At 59.1% G+C, this 16,448-nt stretch carries 11 protein-coding genes; 8 read left to right on the top strand and 3 right to left on the bottom strand.

Features of this window, described 5'->3' with window-relative positions:
- Window positions 1–669: 669 nt before the first annotated feature.
- Window positions 670–858: a DUF1059 domain-containing protein gene (locus tag NF876_RS03730; protein WP_262267499.1), complete on the bottom strand. Its 189-nt coding sequence runs from the start codon at window positions 856–858 to the stop codon at window positions 670–672.
- Between the two features lie 172 nt (window positions 859–1,030).
- Here NF876_RS03730 and NF876_RS03725 point away from each other — a divergent pair, with 172 nt between their 5' ends.
- The 8 genes from NF876_RS03725 (at window position 1,031) to NF876_RS03690 (ending at window position 12,507) form a co-directional block, all read left to right on the top strand.
- Entirely contained in the window at window positions 1,031–1,258 is a 228-nt protein-coding gene (locus tag NF876_RS03725) for a hypothetical protein (protein WP_262267498.1), read from the top strand.
- Window positions 1,259–1,530: 272 nt separating this feature from the next.
- Window positions 1,531–2,472, top strand: coding sequence for a hypothetical protein (locus NF876_RS03720; RefSeq protein ID WP_262267497.1), 942 nt, complete (start codon window positions 1,531–1,533; stop codon window positions 2,470–2,472).
- Between the two features lie 41 nt (window positions 2,473–2,513).
- Window positions 2,514–3,101 carry an RES family NAD+ phosphorylase gene (locus tag NF876_RS03715; protein WP_262267496.1) on the top strand — a complete coding sequence of 196 codons (588 nt, stop codon included), beginning with the start codon at window positions 2,514–2,516 and terminating at the stop codon, window positions 3,099–3,101.
- A 929-nt stretch (window positions 3,102–4,030) separates the two neighbouring features.
- Entirely contained in the window at window positions 4,031–4,267 is a 237-nt protein-coding gene (locus NF876_RS03710; protein WP_262267495.1) for a hypothetical protein, read from the top strand.
- A 2-nt stretch (window positions 4,268–4,269) separates the two neighbouring features.
- Window positions 4,270–6,891, top strand: a complete 2,622-nt coding sequence (locus NF876_RS03705) for a tyrosinase family protein (RefSeq protein WP_262267494.1) — start codon at window positions 4,270–4,272, stop codon at window positions 6,889–6,891.
- Window positions 6,892–7,227: 336 nt separating this feature from the next.
- Complete coding sequence (locus tag NF876_RS03700) at window positions 7,228–8,970, top strand: hypothetical protein (protein ID WP_262267493.1); 1,743 nt, start codon at window positions 7,228–7,230, stop codon at window positions 8,968–8,970.
- Between the two features lie 479 nt (window positions 8,971–9,449).
- Window positions 9,450–11,090 carry a copper amine oxidase gene (locus tag NF876_RS03695; RefSeq protein WP_262267492.1) on the top strand — a complete coding sequence of 547 codons (1,641 nt, stop codon included), beginning with the start codon at window positions 9,450–9,452 and terminating at the stop codon, window positions 11,088–11,090.
- Window positions 11,091–11,406: 316 nt separating this feature from the next.
- Window positions 11,407–12,507, top strand: coding sequence for a sensor histidine kinase (locus NF876_RS03690; RefSeq protein ID WP_262267491.1), 1,101 nt, complete (start codon window positions 11,407–11,409; stop codon window positions 12,505–12,507).
- A gap of 162 nt (window positions 12,508–12,669) precedes the next feature.
- Here the strand turns inward: NF876_RS03690 and NF876_RS03680 are convergent, their stop codons facing one another.
- Together NF876_RS03680 and NF876_RS03675 are read right to left on the bottom strand one after the other, a co-directional pair.
- Entirely contained in the window at window positions 12,670–14,805 is a 2,136-nt protein-coding gene (locus tag NF876_RS03680) for a calcium-binding protein (protein ID WP_315974994.1), read from the bottom strand.
- 1,278 nt (window positions 14,806–16,083) lie between these two features.
- The gene (locus tag NF876_RS03675) at window positions 16,084–16,428 is read right to left on the bottom strand and encodes a c-type cytochrome (RefSeq protein WP_262267490.1); all 345 of its coding nucleotides are present in this window, start codon (window positions 16,426–16,428) and stop codon (window positions 16,084–16,086) included.
- Window positions 16,429–16,448: the final 20 nt, after the last annotated feature.

Genomic DNA, 16,448 nt, shown 5'->3' with positions numbered 1-16,448 from the left:
AGACCCTCGGACTGCTGTCGGAATCGGCGTCGATGACCTGCTCCTGGTATTGCGCGACCGGCAATTCGAGAGCGGCCGGCTCATCTTTCCCGAGGGAATGATGACGCTCATGCACGTACGGCGGGGTAACACGCTGCTGGTCAACGGACCGCCAATTCGGTGGCTCGCGTGCCGCGCCGGCTGGTTCGGCTCCGCCTGGTGAACGGCTTGAACGCACGGATCTATGGTCTCGCGTTCGGGGGATGATCGACCAGTTCCACTGGATTGCTTCGGAGGCGGCCTTCTCGAGAGGCCGGGCGAGCTGCGGTCCCTGAGCCTTGCGGCGGGCGAACGGGCCGAGATCCTTGTCGATTTCGCAGACGGCCGATCCATCGCGCTCGAAAGGAACGGATATCAATGCCCCCATGATGATGGGCATGCTGGCCAATGCCTCGGACCTCATTGGCCATGGACGGGAACCCGTGCTCAGGTTCGAGCCTCAGGGCAGGGAGGCGACCGGAGCGAAGGAGCCGGAGCGTGTCGTGGCTCATGAGCGTCCGGATGCATCGCGCGCCATCGGCTGGCGGCGCTTCGCCATGACTATAGGTATGGGCGGAACGATGGGTGGCGGCATAGGCATGCACGGCATCAACCGCCGCGCGTACGACATGGAGCGAACCGACAAAGAGGTCAGGGTCGGAGACGTCGAGATCGCGCCCCGGAGTTGCTCGCGGAGCTCAAGGTATCCTGGTGCCCGTACACCGCCACCGCATGCTGCACAGCCGCCTCCAGCAGCTCAGCCTCGGTGTCGGCGATGATGGTGACCGAACCGTTCATCTCGCTGGAAACGGCACGGCCGTCGATGAATTTGCGTCTCATGGCCGCCTCCCGGATCGGGGCTGAAACTGGCCCTAACGATACGCATGATCGAGTTCACGCCAGCCCACCGCTGCCACAGTCGTCCGCGTGGTGCAGGCGGGGACGCGACCTCCGTTACGGCGCCGTTCTCCAGCAGGGTATGCTGTCCGCGTGAACCATGCCGGATGGGCTGATGATCCGGATCTCCCGTCAATCGGAGTTCCTCGCCCCTGCCGAGATCCTCGATCGCTGGGTCATGGCCCGGGAACGCGCCATCGCAACTCTCGGGCGCAAAGCGGCTTGGCTTGCTGGGCGGCGGACGAAGCTGCGCCCTTGGGAGCCGCCGCCTGACCTTCGGCATGCGGCCTTCGAGGAGCGCCGGGGAGCCTTCCGCCTGCGCAAGGCGTCAGAGAGCAGGTAGCTGGCGGCTTGTGCCCGGCAGAGCGGTCTACCATCAGCCTTCTATAGCCAAGCCATAGCCTCTGGTCATCGCGTATCAACTCATTGAGTACCCGTAGCAGGGCTACAGCCTTTCCTTCACCGTTGAGGCGTCCGTTATTCTGTTACGTTTATCTCCCTAGGTAGCACTGAGGGAGGCGCATTGATCAGACACAGTCCCGTCGCCCTTGCGGAACGACGTTTAGTGAAATAGGTTAGTCAGTGTGCGTCTCACTTATCTCATTGGAGCTTGACATGGCGATCGCTCCCTCTGGCAAGTTGGCTCGGACTGTCCAAACCGACGAGTTCGAAGCTGAACTGCTGACAAAGCTGGAAAAACAGATCGCCATGCGGCTGAAGCGCCGGAGGGCGAGTAACCTCGTCATGGCCAAGGTCCAGGTGCGACAGCCAACGAAGAAACATCTGCCGGGTAATGCCAAGCTCGTTAAGGGCGTGCGGAAGGGGGGCTTGAAAAGCCGTCTCTCCGCTCCGCTGGCGCTCCCCCACAGCAAAGGGCGGAGTGCAGGGAAGAAGCCGTATCTGAAAGCGCATAGCCGGCTATCTTATCGCGCCGCTGGGGAACTTAGCAGGCCCGAACTGGCCAAGGCTGTTCATCAAGTAATAGACGAGATGGTCCGCGACGGTGGTAAAACGATCATTGAAGGCCTCGATCCGGCGCTGAAAGCCATCCTTGGCCCGATCAGCAGCATCGTTCAAGATGTCCAAGCTAAGACGTCAGAGGAGAACATCCGCAAACTGGTCGAGGTGATGCTGCCCTCCCATGATCCAGTGGCTGCCGTCCGAGCGTCGATCGATCGTGACAACGCTGAAGCGCGTGTCCGCTTCGTCCAAACCGTGCCATGCTACACGAATGCTGAACTCGCGGAGTTTGTCGGCCACGGCGCCAAAAACAAAAGCGCGACCGGCAGCCGCTGGAAAGCTGACGGAAAAGTGTTCTCGGTCACCGTAAAGGGAACAGAGCGTTATCCGGCGTTTCAGTTCCGTGATGGGCGGCCGCTTCCGGTGATCGCCAAGGTCTTGGCGGAACTCCCAGAGGACCTGTCGCCATGGCAGATCGCCTTCTGGTTCGTGTCATCTAACCGCTGGCTCGACGGAAAATCTCCGGCCGACTGCCTCGGAGATGACGACGTTCTTGTGCGTGCGGCTAGAGCCGAAGGGGATGCCGTCGTCGGATGACCACCGTCCCGGCTCCACCTTTACGCCTATCGTGCAACGTTATGGTTTTGGAAGCGGGCCGGACGATCCATCGCCTCCACGACCAGCGGTTTGGCGCCACCACCTTTAATCCGGGCTTCGGTGCGACCCGATTTGCGCCGATTTCCTCAGGTGACGGCTCTGCCATTCCGACGAGCTATGCAGGAACCTCATTCGCCTGCGCGGCCTTCGAGTCCGTGTTTCATGACATCGACCCGGCCGCTCCCTTCAAGACCGTCACGATGCGGGCCATCTCGGCTCTCGTGTATTCCGAGATCCGTCTTGTTCGCGACCTACGGCTGGCCCGCCTGTTTGAGCCTGACCTCAACCGCTGGGGACACTCGCGCCAGAACCTGATCGACACCCCGCCGAGCACCTACCCGGCAACCCGGCTCTGGTCGGCGGCGATCCACGACTGCGACAGCACCTTGGACGGCATGATTTGGACGTCACGGAAGTATGACCCCGAACAGGTGCTCCTTCTGTTTGGCACCCGCGTCGCCTCCGAAGACCTAGAGGTCGTGGCGTCCACCCACATCGTCTCGAGCGCCGCCTGGCTCGAAGAGATCCGCGCGCTCGGCAAACGGGCAGGGATCGTCCTCACGGTCTGAGGCTAAAGCTTACGGCTACGGCAAAAGGGGCTGGACCAAATCTGTTCCTTGTCGCTCCCTGCGCACGGCCCCTAAGACGATGAGGGACGATCTGCCATTCCCGATCATCACTGACAGACGGGCACCGGACCCGAAGGCGCTCCGACGCTTGAAACCGAAGGCTGCCCTCGATCGCTGTCGCGCACCGAACATCGAAATATCTCAACAATGTCATCGAAGGGAATCAAGGTGCGCTGAGGTGCGTGATCCTTGCGAGCAACGACTTTCAAACCATGCGAAGAGCCTTTGCGATGATCAGAGGCTTCAACGTCTAACCAGATCTGATGTGGCCACTGCGCCCCGCCGCAACTCGGCATGACAGGTGAAATCCATATCGCCAATCAAGTCTTTCATCTTGCAGCCTGAGCGAACCGTTGAACTGGGTTCGTAGCGCCCTTTTTAAGTTAATGCGGCAAAGCCTTCACCTTACGCTCTGAGTATTGCGGCTTGTAGTGCAGGAGTTTTTGAATTATACTTCAGTCCACTTGCACTCTAGTCCGTTTCGATTCAGTGTTGCGAGTCGAGTTGGGACAGGCCAAAGCATCGTGCGCCTGACCCGTGCAGCTAGTCTGTTGAAGGAGTGAGGCGAGGGACCGGCAATAGCAAGCAACGAGGTCATCGCAACGACGCTGCCAGACGAACGCATTTTCGCGCTAAGGTCACCGTGTTCCCGCGTTAAGCATGTCCTCGACACACCGGCGTCTACGTGTGCATGATTGTAGCGCACGTTAAACGCTCGAGCCGAACGGACCATCGCGAGTAAAGCAGTGAAGTGGCGGCGTGTTAGACCACGCTCGGATTCGGTGTTTCCCAAGGTCGTCGGAGACGCAGGAGCGTGGATGCATGGCATCGTCGACTCGCAGTTTGTGTAATCCCGGCGAGGGCACACCATGAACGCTAAGCGTCGACCTGACACCGAAACTCACGAGATCGCAGGCCACACTGTCGAGATCAGGCGGATCGACCATCGTGAAGAGTTACGCATTGATGGCGTCCGAACGAAATTCTTCGTCACGCCGGACGGCTACAATCTCCACGATGCAGCCTACGACCCCCCATACAAATCGTTGCAAGAGGCGGTGACGGCATTCCTCGAGCGCCGCAACGTGACCGGCAGGGAGAAATAGCTGTGGCCTGCCGCAAGAACTTCCTCGACCTGACCAACGACGAGCGCGATTTGCTCGCGGGCGCTTTCAACGATCTTTTCGCGCGTGGGCTCATTACTACATTCTCGGATGAGCACGAGCACCATTTCAACACGGGTATTCATCGCGGCCCAGCCTTCCTGCCGTGGCACCGCTACTTCCTGCTCGGGGTCGAGGCGGAGATGCGGAAATTCGACTCGCGAGCCACGATTCCGTACTGGGATTGGACGCGGGCCGACTCGCGCGACCTCGACGTCGAGCCATGGCTTTCTTTCTTCGGCGGCCGCACCGGGCGCGGGCGCTTCTCGAGCTGGTCGTTCACGCGCGATGCCGCGCCTGCACCGGGCCGGGTGCTGCCGAGCCTCGACAGCGTAATAGACGAAGCGCGGCGCGGCACCTATGCGGAGTTCCGCGGGATGGAATTCGGCAGCCACGTACCGGGCCACACCTGGACGGGCGGCACAATGGAAAGCGTGAGGTCGCCACTCGATCCCCTGTTCTACCTACACCACTGTAACATCGACCGGCTGTGGGCGATCTGGCAACGCAACCATTCAGGCGTCGCACAGTACACACTGGACGATATACCAGGCGGGATCTGCGGCGGCGTCTGTCCGCGCATCTCGGAAGCGTACGTGCCTCTAAACGATCCGATGATCGGCGGCGCCACGCCTGCGTCGATGCTCGACCACGTCGCTCTCGGTTACACATATCCCACCGACGACCTCTTCGAGCAGCGCGTGCTGGCACGCGGCCTGCCCGCGATGGCCAGCGGCGATCCAACGACGATCAACCTCGTGACCCCCACCGTGGTGTTCAATGACGTCCCCGAAGGCGATACCACGCGGCGCGCCGCCTTGTTCCACGTTTTGGGCTGCGATCATGTGAGCTTCATGGTCACCGCAGGCCCGACTGCGCCGTTTTCGCTGCTCACGCCGGGTCCTTTCATGTTTCCCTCCGGTCCGTTGCCACAAAGCGAGCTTCGCATCTGGCTGCTGTTCACAGGGCGGGCGCCCAACACCAGCGACGCAGGATCGATGACGATTGTCGCACACGATGAGTTTGGCGGAGAGATCGGCCGATTTGACATTCAAATCGTTGCAAACTCGGTGCGCCGCCCGCGCGCCGCGGTGGCGCTCGTGCTCGACGAATCAGGAAGCATGCTCGCTCAGGCGGGAAACGGGCGAACGCGCATCCAGGTGCTGCAGCAGGCGGCCATCACGCTCGTCGACCATCTCTACGACGACAACGGCCTTGCTATAGTCTCCTTCGCCGATACCGCGGCGCGGGTAATTGACCTGCAGGTAGCGGGGCCGCTCAACTCAACAGAGCGGGACAACGCAAGGTCGCAGATCGGACAGCACGGGCCTCCCGATCAGTTCCCGCACACGGCGATCGGTGCAGGAATCCAGGAGGCCGCGAATGTGTACGCGACTTCGCCACTCGCGCCGAATTTCGACGTGCAATCGACGGTAGTCTTTACCGACGGCATTGAGGATCGCGCGCCGTTCATTCGCGATCTCACAATCGGCGAACGGGTTTACGCGGTAGGCGTAGCAAATGCAGCCAACGTGGCTAACGACGTCCTTCGTGCCCTTGCCGCCAACAGCGGCGGCTTCATGCTGGTTACGGGAGAAATTCCGCAGGACGACGAGTTTCTGCTCGAGAAGTTCTTCATCCAAATCCTCGCGGGAGTCGTCAACCGCAACATTGTGCGCGATCCCGAGGGTGTAGTCGTCCCCGGTCAGATTGCACGTGTGCCTTTCCACCTCACACGCTCGGACATCGAGTTTGACGCGCTAGCTCTTTCGAGAGCCTCGCAGTTTCTCGCCATCGCGTTGCAGACGCCCGATGGTACTGTGGTCAATCAGACGCAGGTGCCAGCCGGCGGCTTTCGCACCGGGGCTACTTCGAGCGGATACCGTATCACGCTTCCACTGGTTGTGGACGGCGTCGAGCATTGGGAGGGGGAGTGGCAACTCCTGCTCGCATTGCAGTTCCGAGGTGCCCCGACGCATGTCGTTACAGGGATTGCAGCGGTAGCTGCCACCGCGGCGCTGCGTTTCCACGCACTCATGCACGTGCGCTCCAACCTCCGGCTGCGGGCGACAATCGACCAGACGATGCTTGAGCCCGGCGCAACGCTACACTTGCGTGCGGTGATTACCGAGTACGGACAGGCGATCGAGACCCATCCCATGGTCGTCTCCCAGATGAAGCGGCCCGATGCGACCACGACGCAGCTGGGTTTCGTCGAGACGTCGTCGGGCGAATTCGAGACATCGGTGGTTGCCACACAATCTGGGGTCTATCGTTTCCTTGTGCAGGCGAGCGGCCTCTCCACACGCGGCAGCGCGTTCACGCGTGAGAGCCTGCTGACCGCAGTGATCGGCCATCGCACGAGCCAGCCGCCTGGTGGGCCGGATGGCGGCCCAAGCGGCGGAGTGGATTGGTGCGACGTGCTGCACTGTTTGTTCGACGAGAGTGTCATGTCCGGCCGCTTGCTTCGTCGCCTGGAAGAGCAGGGCATACGCGTGGACCGCCTACGCAAGTGCCTTGAGGAACTCTGTCCGCGGCAGCCGCCACCGGGCCCCGTAATCAAGTAGTTTGGGCTTGCAACGGAGAAATCGGACATAGAATCGGACAGCATAGCCGATCAATTCAGCCGAGAAGTGGTGGCGAGCACCGTGGAGATGGCGAGTAGAGTGCATCACTCACACTGGCTCGCAGTGGTCACCATTGCGGTAATCTGATGATGCGATGCCGGCTCCGATGAACATAAGCTAGCATCAGCAGAAACCATTGCGCTGTCAGTTTGCGACTCCAAAGTATTATCTGTTTCCGGCATCATTTCAATGTGCCTTGTCGCACACCTTGTCATAGCCCGCTACGGTAAACTTCTTGCGGTCCACCTAGCAAATACGACGCCAAGGAGGATTATCATGGCAAGGAAATCTACCGCCGCAGTCGACTTGTTGCAAGAAAAGGTTCCACGCAAAAGGCAAAGTGCGTATGCGAATTTGGCGAACAAGGACTTACAGGATGTCCTGATCGCGCCCCGTGAAAGATCACTCGCGTATGTCATTCCACCTGATGCCAATGTCCAAGAGATTCTGCGGTCAGCACGGAATGCCTTCTACAAAGACGACAATGTAATCGGGGTCGGCCTCGGTCCCCGTCGCGTCAATCACCGTACCCGTCCAGGCGAGTTCGCACTCATTATTTATGTTCAGCAGAAGCTCCCCGAGAGCGCTCTCAGTCCAGCACGGCTGATTCCGAAGGAGTTTATGGGACTGAAGACGGACGTCGTTGAACCACTTGCGCCCAGTGCCCCGAAGACGGCTGTTGACTACCAGGTTGATCATCAGCTCATGCACGACATGAGTTCTATTGACTGGGGACGTCTTCATGATCTCACCATGCGCCACGAAGGCCCCATCGTTCCGCATCCAGTAAAAGTTCAAGACTTTGGTGACATCTGTGTCATTGAGGATGATGGGACTCTCATAAAAACGGCGGCCAACGGAGAGCAGTACACTGACTGGGTACGCGGATATCAACTGTTCCGGACCTTGCACGGAGACGACTACGACTTCGTTACCTTCTTCACCGACACTGCAAGTGGCATGCTGCCACAAGGAGGATCATCGTTCTGGTCAGGCATCTATAACAACGTGCAAGGCATAGGTCTTGGTGCCTTTAACAGCCGCGGATCCTGGGGCACCAATCGCCTGCAGGGCTTCCACTTCATGAACCAAGGCCATTTTCCGCTCTGGCGCTATGTTATGGGGCAGGAATTCTGCCACCAGTTCGCGGCGTTTGTCCGTTACAGGGACCCGGTGACTAATGCCACGATGACGGATCATCTCCTCAACGGTGTACTCGGACATTGGGCGCTTAACCTCGACGACGACAAATCGCCGATGGACTACGATTTCAACAATTGGATTGAGCTGTCGAACGGACAGTTTCAGAAAGTCAATCTCACTGACGAGGAACGTACCTACTGCAATCTCGACCTGTATCTCATGGGATTGCTCGGCGCGAATGAGGTCGGCGAGTTCACGTTGTTGCGCAATCCTCAGCCCGTCGGTGGGTCGACAACTACCTTTACCGCAACGCCAGCGCGGTTAAACATCCAAAACTTCATCGCTCAGGAAGGCCCGCGTATTCCTGGAGCCGCGGCCGCACCAAAGTACTGGCGCCAAGCCTTTATCGTGCTCACGAAGGATATCCATAAGGTACATGATCTCGTCGATACGATCGACTTCCTGCGCCTGCGTTGGGAACTTGATTTTCCAGGGATGACCAAGGGACTAGGGCGGATAGATACGGTTCTCGATGCCCGTCCCGGCCGCATTACTCCATCGCAGATCGCCGAACTGACAGGAGGCGGGTACACCGCTCTTCATCGTCACAAGATCAGCTCGAATGACCTCCAAGTCGTTACGACCCAATTCACGGGATCACTCAATCCGGGACAGACACACACGTGGTTTACCCATAGCTGGCCTCTTGATTGGTTTGTCGTTTGGTCACTCCGGCCGACAACCAACGGCGGCAAGATAAAATGGGATGTAGCCGTCGAACGTGCTGCCAACAATACGCACACCTACCATTTGACGGTGACCAATGTCGGCACCGGAGCAACGAACTTCGAAGCAAAATATGCTGTTCTGAAATGAGGTAAGTCATGAAGATCACGATTGATATCGATCCTACAGAGGTAACCGGCGCCGCGGCGATCCCCGTATCAGAGATGAAACAGGCGCCGCCTACGATGACGAGCACTGCGAGTGAGGGAACTCCGACCGATGCTGGCGCTTGTGCAGGGCTCCCCCCGGCAAGTACTCCGTCGCTTGCCCCGTCGCCTGACGGTGTTCCGATTGATGCTGGCCCAGCCCCGTTTGTTCCGACACACCCGGATTACTTTGGATTGTCCAAATAACGTCATTTGCTGGGTCAGCGCTCTCGGGACTGGAAAGTGAGAAGCAGGATCCAGCAAGCTGATGACGCAGGACACTTTGCATACTGAAGGGACGGGCGCTCTTACGCGAGCCGCCCCTTCTCGATTGCACCCCATCCGGGAATGCCCCGGATCGCTTGATTGAGCACGTGGTCACGCCTAGAGAGCTGAAGCTGACCTGTGCGAGTGGAGGCGGCCATGACGACCAGTGACCCGCGTCTAGGTGATCTGCGCTTGGATATCGTTCCGTTTGGGCCCACGGTGGAGCGCCTGGAAGGTATTGGCCAGGAAATTCTCCAGCACGACGAAATCAGGAAAGCCGTTGGCCGAGGGAAGCATCGCCTACTCGGGATCGAGGCCGTAGAGCCGAAGGAGCGGGAAAAGGGCAGATCCAAGCCTCGGGAGCCTGAGGACTTCCGGGCTACAATTTATGATTATGCTGCTGATCGGGTCCTCCTGGTCGAAGGGCGTATTGGTGACCTTGGCAGATTGACGATGTCCGAGTCGGCCGAGCAACCGCCGGTGACGGATGAGGAGTTCTGGGAAGCAGCCGACTTTGTAAAAAGTCACCCGGACATCCCTGAGATAGCAAGAGCCATTTCGGAAGGACATTTGATCATCTATCGGCCGATGCCGCTCCTTGATCTGCAGGAGCTAGACGGACGGACACGACGTGTGATCGCGCTCGGTCTATTCGATAAGAGACAAAGGCGGCCCGAGGAGATCCTTGGGGTGGAAATCGGTCACGGCCGCTTACACCGTTTTGGTCACCGCGCTCCGGAGGGATCACGGCCGCAAAATAATTCGATCTGTGGCGCACCTGGATCTGCCAGCGAGTCCACAGCGTCAAAGGGGACCGCCGGGCAGGTGTGGGTGACTGTTAAGCGAGGTCGGGAGACCCTCTGGCGGTTTCTGGCCGTTCGGCCGGCTGCATCATCTGGATTGCGGGGCTCAGGCGTGGAGCTTCGCTTCGTTGACTACCGTGGCAAGCGTGTCCTGTACCGAGCGCATGTTCCGATCCTGAACGTCCGCTACGACCGGGACGCCTGTGGGCCGTACCGCGACTGGCAGTGGCAGGAAGGCAAGATCCAGGCGAATGGAACGAATGTAGCTCCAGGATTCCGCTTATGCTCATCCCCCGCCAAGACTATCATGGACACAGGTTCGGATGTGGGTAACTTCCTAGGGGTCGGGATCTATGTCGAAGGCCAGGAGGTTGTATTGGTCAGTGAAATGGAAGCCGGATGGTACCGCTATGTCAGCCAGTGGCGGCTCCATGCCAACGGCACGATCCGACCGCGCTTTGGGTTTGCCGCCACGGATAGCCCGTGCGTCTGCAACGTTCATCACCACCATGTGTACTGGCGGTTCGATTTTGACATAGTTACTGCGAGCAATAACCGGGTTTTAGAGTTCAACGATCCTCCCGTTGTCCAGAACCAGCATTGGCACGAAAAGCACTTTGAGATCCGGCGGCCCCGTGATCCTACACACAAACGGAAATGGCGGGTTGAGAACACGGCATCCGGCGCCGCATATGATGTCGTGCCGCGGCCGGATGACGGCATTGCCTCTCAGCTGCCGGACTGGCCCTACGGCAGGGGTGACGTGTGGGTGCTGCGATACCATGGCAACGAGATCGATGATGGGTTCAACACCACTACAAGCCCGAACAGTGACGCCAAGATTGATCAATGGATCAACGGTGAGGCGATCATCGGACGGGATGTGGTGATTTGGTACGGGGCGCACTTTACGCATGATGTCGCGCATGAGGACCCGGCTCAGCACGGTCATGTTGTGGGTCCCGACTTGGTGCCCGTGAATTGGCCACGTTAAAGAATGGGCGGCGCCTGGCCGCCGGCCTCAACATCTACTCGGCTGATTTCTCAGGTTGCTTGCCACGCAGGGATGATCACTGAGAACGGCTAAGGTTCCGATCTCGTGTAGGGGACTTCTTCGATCCCAGGGTAGCTGTCGAGGGACACCTGAGCCAACGAGCCTTCCGCGCCGGTCATACAGGGTGGCCCGGCGCTTGATCGTTTAATCCATGCTAAACTGTTGCCCTGACCGGTCGCAGATTGCCCTGTCAGACCTGCCGGTGGCACGGCGAAATCTCCACCATCCGGTCGTTCCCTCGTTCTGGAGCTGAGCCATGGGTAGCCTGTCCTCGCCGCAGACTGCATCGGAGAAATGGCAGCAGCGTGCCCCGCAGGATTGTATCGGAGCGGCCCCGGATGAGGTCCACAATGCCAGCGAGCAGCTCAGATCAGTCCTGGCCAGCGTCAGCGACTGCTACTTCACGCTGGACCGGACCTACCGCATCACCGATCTCAACGAGGCGGCGAGGGACTGGGTGGGGCCGGATCCCGACAGGGTCCTGGGCGCATGCCTCTGGGATCTCTGCGACCCTCGCGCCGAGTGCAGCCTCGTCATCCGTGAAGGCATGGAAGCACGTCAAAGCATCCGGCGCGAGGTGATGTCCGGCCTGCGACCGGGCCACTGCCTCGATCTCCATGTCAGCCCCTCGACGGGCGGACTGAGCGTCGTCTTCACCGACGTGACGGAACGTCATGCTGCGAAGGCGGCCCTGGACGAGCTCGCCGGGCGCTTCCTGACCCTCCAGGACGAGGAGCGGCAGCGGATCGCCGAGGAGCTGCACGACTCGACGGCCCAGCATCTCGCGGCCGTGATCCTTCACCTCATGCGGCTGCGGCAGTTCGTCCAACCCGAGGGCCACAAGGTGCTCGACGAGGCGGAGGAATCGACCGGGGAGGCCGCCAGGGAGTTGCGCGCCTTCACCTACCTGCTGCACCCGCCGGGCCTGGAGGACGACGGCCTCGCCGGGACGGTGCGAGCCTTTGCGGCGGGGTTCACGCGCCGGACGGGCGTGCAGACCTCTGTCCGCATGCCGGAGGCGACCGACAACCTTTCCTTCGAGATCCAGCGCTCGCTCCTCAGGGTCGTCCAGGAGGCGCTGACCAACACCCACCGGCACGCGGCAGCCTCCCGGGTCGTGATCGACCTCCGGTTCGGAGCCGAGACGCTGAAGCTCCGGGTTCTCGATGATGGCTGCGGGCTGGCCCACGGCGTCCGTAAGGCGGCTACGGGCGGACCGCTGCTGGGGGTGGGGATCACCGGCATGCGGGCCCGCATTCTACGCTTCGGGGGGAGCCTGCGGCTGTTGAGTGATGCCCGGGGAACATTGGTCGTAGCCACCCTGCCACTCGGGTTCAACCGGATGGATCACGCCTAAACTGATAAGGGTTCTCCGGCTCAGGGGTCGAGCCTTTGGGCGTTAGGCGTTCTGGCGGGGCATGGAACGCTCCCAACTCTGTCGCACGTGAGGATCGTGCGCACACACTCATAACCTATGATGCTCTAACGTGATACAGGCTCATAATTCTATGCAAGTCAGCTAAATAACGAGAAAATCCTTGTAGGTCAGCGCAATTTTCTTGGAGATCGTTGCGAACGCCACTCCAGCAATCTTACCCGTGCCGTCTGCATCGTAATAGAGGATGCCGCTATCTCGGTCGTAGATGATCCGATCTGACGAGTCATGTGCCATACCCGTGTTGTTGGCCCTGAACGCAGACGCTTTCAGATCACCATCCCTTCCGACTCTCGTGAAGACAGAGTTGCTGATCCAAAGTGTATCATCGACAACCCGGAAATCTTGGATCGCATCTTTGTTGGTTTTGGCATTGGGCCTGGTATCAAACACGAATATGTCTGCCCCTGCTCCTCCATAGAGCTTATCACGTCCCAGGCCGCCGTAGAGCGTGTCATTCCCGTCAAGCCCTTTAAGCACGTCACTGCCGCCGAGGCCTTTCAGAACATTCGCAACCTCATTGCCGATCAGAGAGTTGCTGCCGTTGTCGCCAGTGAAAATTGCCTGCGGGGAGGGGACGACAGGCACCAATGGATGAGGCTCCGAATGACGAGGCAAGAGGTCTTCGAGTGCCACGTTTCCATCGCGGAAGTGAAAGGCCTCAACCCCGCTGATGATGTCTATGCCGAGATCGCCATCGAGTGACCATGTGTCCGCGATGGTGATTGAGCCATCGGCATTCTTGGTGATGGTGAAGTCTACGCGCGCACCGTTGATCTCAACGTAGTCATAACCTTCCCCGCCGCTAATGGTGTCGTTGCCGAACCCGCCGGAGAGGGTGTCGCTACCAATCCCACCATTAAGCTGATCATTCCCGCTGCCACCATAGATGACATCGCTGCCCTCATCGCCGTTGAGCACGTCGTTGCCCAGGTTGCCGGAGATCGTGTCTTCGCCCCTGCTCCCATTTAGAACGTTGTTGCCATTGTTGCCGGTCAGGGTGTTGTTGAGGTCGTTGCCGGTGCCGGTGCTGCCCGTCTCAAGGATCAGATTTTCGACGTTTGTTTCCAAGGTATAGTTCGTCACGAAGGAGACGACAGTATCAGTCCCAAGGCGATCCCCTTCGATCACAATGTCGCCTTGGCTGACCCAATAAGTGTCATCGCCGCCGCCGCCCGACAGGGTATCTGGCCCGTCGTCTCCGTTGCCACCGCTGAGGGTGTCGTTACCGTCATCCGTTGCGATGAAGTTACTGCTGGTATTTCCCGTAATGAAAATGCTGCCCATCTCGGCATAGATGGCATTCTCGACATTCTCGCTCAGGAAGATGTCGCCGCCTCCGCGATACTCGACAGTGTCGACCCCGCCATTGGCGTATTCTTCAATGGCAGCAGAGCCATTGTTGTCGATGATGTAATAGTCGTTTCCGAGGCCACCGGAAAGATAATCCCAACCGCCACCGCCATAGATAGTGTCATTGCTGTTGCCGCCCGCGATGGTGTTATTGTTTTCGTTGCCGTAGCCAACGAAACTGCCTGATCCGGAGAACACGAGGGCTTCGATATCGGCTCCAAGCCGATACTCCCTCAATATCGTGACAATCGTGTCGTGACCCATACCTGGATCGCCGTTGTCGATCACCACATCGTCAAGGCTGTTCACATGGTAAGTGTCCGACCCATTGCCGCCGATCAGGGTGTCAGCACCAGTGCCGCCGTCTAGCGTGGCAACCACATAGTACTGCGCACCTTCCATTTCGGTGGCGATCTTGACCACGTTGTTGAGATTGTTGCCGACACCATAGAAATCGACGCCACCCCCAGCCGAGTAAAAAATCAGGTTCTCGACGTTACTCCCAAGCGTGAAGCTTTCGATTGGGTTGGGATCGGACTGGTTGTAGTTGTAAGCGGGTCGAAATTCGATTGTGTCAGTGCCGCCATCCCCCGCCGTCTCGATAACAATGTCCCCTGCACCGACAACATAGGTATCACTGCCCAAGCCGCCTTCAAGGCGCTCACCTGCGTCGGCATCGGAGTATGACTCAGGCAGAGTTTGCGTGGGCGGAGAGTACACCCCGCTGATCAGCCGGTCGTTGCCGTTGCCGCCGATCAGCGTATCAACGCCGTTCCCACCGATCAGTGTATCATTTTGGGCCGATCCGGTAATCGAATCGTTTTCCCAGCCACCTTGAACCAATCCGGAACCATTGATAACAGCCATACTGCCCCGACCAGCGATACAACTCCGCCAAGATAGGGATAACGCTCCACTTGGAGTTCGCAATTAGCTCGTTGGCGCTTGAACTAACTCATTTGGTTAAGACAAGAAATATATGGTTAGCCCAAGGCGCATAAGACTCATGAAGTCCGTACGTTACTGAAATGAGCAGGAAACCCTTGGCGGACCATCATCAGGTTCTTGGAAATGATAGCGATCTTCACATGATCATCAGTCGCTCTCCCACTTGGATCATAGTGGAGGGCTGTGGTCTTCTTTGAGGAGATGTTCACGCCCGTCGCGCTGCGGGCCTCATTCCCCACTTGGAGCGTTCCCGGATCCGGACGGCCGAGGCGCTTCCGATGACGTAGACGCCCCGACGGCCTCACATGAGACTGGAGATGCTGAGCATGACATGAGAGACCCGTCCATGGGCGAGGTGAGCTCGGTTGGAAATATCCGGACAGAGATGTGTTCCAAGTTCATTGGGCAGATGCATCCGTACCAGATTCACAGTACGCCACGCTATGTCGACATGCTCACCTACCAGCAGGGCGCCCATGGGATGAACCAACGGTCGGACCGGCCGCAGCGCGCCTGCGCAACAGGGCTTACGGCAGAGCTTCCTATGAGTTTCCGGTCGGTACCGTTAGATCTGCGGCTTCGGGATCGGATCTGTTAGATCTGCGGCTTCGGGATCGGATCTGTTAGATCTGCGGCTTCGGGATCGGATCTGAATGACGCGGCCTGGGTGCCTCAACCAGGCGAAAATGCACAGGCGGTGATTTCCAATCAAATGGCACCTGGAGAGGAACAGTACAGGTGGTCAGCAGACTCCGTCCCTCGGCGTTCCGGACTTCGAACACAAAGCCGGGTCGCTCCAAACGCACGCAGTTTTGCCATTGGTCGAAATCGACCCAATCACTCACCGACGCATCCTCATGAACACTCATCAGATTACAATCAGCTAAGGCTTCAATGACATGGGTAGTAGGAGAACCCGATGCAAGATCGGTTGTAGTAATTGGCCGCAGAGGACCAGGGAGCGACCGGGGGCGGACAGCGCTGAAGATCACTTCTCAACGACGAATGCTGGCCCAATTCCTGAAGCTGTGGTGCCGACACAGTGCGATCCTCGTTCTCGAGCTTCCGCGAATCGTCGCCTGGAAGTCAGAAGAACGGGAGGACAACGAAATGGCCGCCATCGGCGAGCATGAACACGAGGGCCAAGCGGTCGCGAGAGGCCGACACCGCAGACACACTGACCGAGGGTGGGATGGCTCAATGGCTCTCGCCCTTTGACCGCAGGTACGCGATCAGGTCGGCACGTTCGTCCTGCGCCTCAATGCCGGGGAAGGCCATGCTGGTCTTTGGAACCAGCTTGTAGGGAGCAGCCAGGTAACGGTCCAAGAGGGACTCGCTCCACCTCTCCTCCTGTTGGGCGAAGGTTCGCAGGGCAGGGGAGTAGGCGAACCCCTCCTGCGACGCGATCTTGCGGCCAACAACCCCGTGCAGGTTCGGGCCCTGCAGGTTCGTTTCGTCGGGCTGCACGGAGTGGCAGGAGTAGCAGTACTGAAACACCGTCTCGCCCCTCACTGGGTCACCACCGTCAGCCCGTGCGCCCATGGCAGGGACCCCAAGCAGGA

This window comes from Microvirga yunnanensis, from assembly GCF_025460875.1.
The sequence above is the reverse complement of the archived record's forward strand: the minus strand, read 5'-3'. Positions and strand labels throughout refer to the sequence as shown.

Coding starts and splice junctions, on each gene's coding strand:
- NF876_RS03680 (WP_315974994.1), bottom strand. CDS start 14,805: ATGGCTGTTATCAATGGTTCCGGATTGGTTCAAGGTGGCTGGGAAAAC.
- NF876_RS03730 (WP_262267499.1), bottom strand. CDS start 858: ATGAGACGCAAATTCATCGACGGCCGTGCCGTTTCCAGCGAGATGAAC.
- NF876_RS03700 (WP_262267493.1), top strand. CDS start 7,228: ATGGCAAGGAAATCTACCGCCGCAGTCGACTTGTTGCAAGAAAAGGTT.
- NF876_RS03710 (WP_262267495.1), top strand. CDS start 4,031: ATGAACGCTAAGCGTCGACCTGACACCGAAACTCACGAGATCGCAGGC.
- NF876_RS03715 (WP_262267496.1), top strand. CDS start 2,514: ATGGTTTTGGAAGCGGGCCGGACGATCCATCGCCTCCACGACCAGCGG.
- NF876_RS03690 (WP_262267491.1), top strand. CDS start 11,407: ATGGGTAGCCTGTCCTCGCCGCAGACTGCATCGGAGAAATGGCAGCAG.
- NF876_RS03720 (WP_262267497.1), top strand. CDS start 1,531: ATGGCGATCGCTCCCTCTGGCAAGTTGGCTCGGACTGTCCAAACCGAC.
- NF876_RS03725 (WP_262267498.1), top strand. CDS start 1,031: ATGATCCGGATCTCCCGTCAATCGGAGTTCCTCGCCCCTGCCGAGATC.
- NF876_RS03695 (WP_262267492.1), top strand. CDS start 9,450: ATGACGACCAGTGACCCGCGTCTAGGTGATCTGCGCTTGGATATCGTT.
- NF876_RS03675 (WP_262267490.1), bottom strand. CDS start 16,428: ATGGGCGCACGGGCTGACGGTGGTGACCCAGTGAGGGGCGAGACGGTG.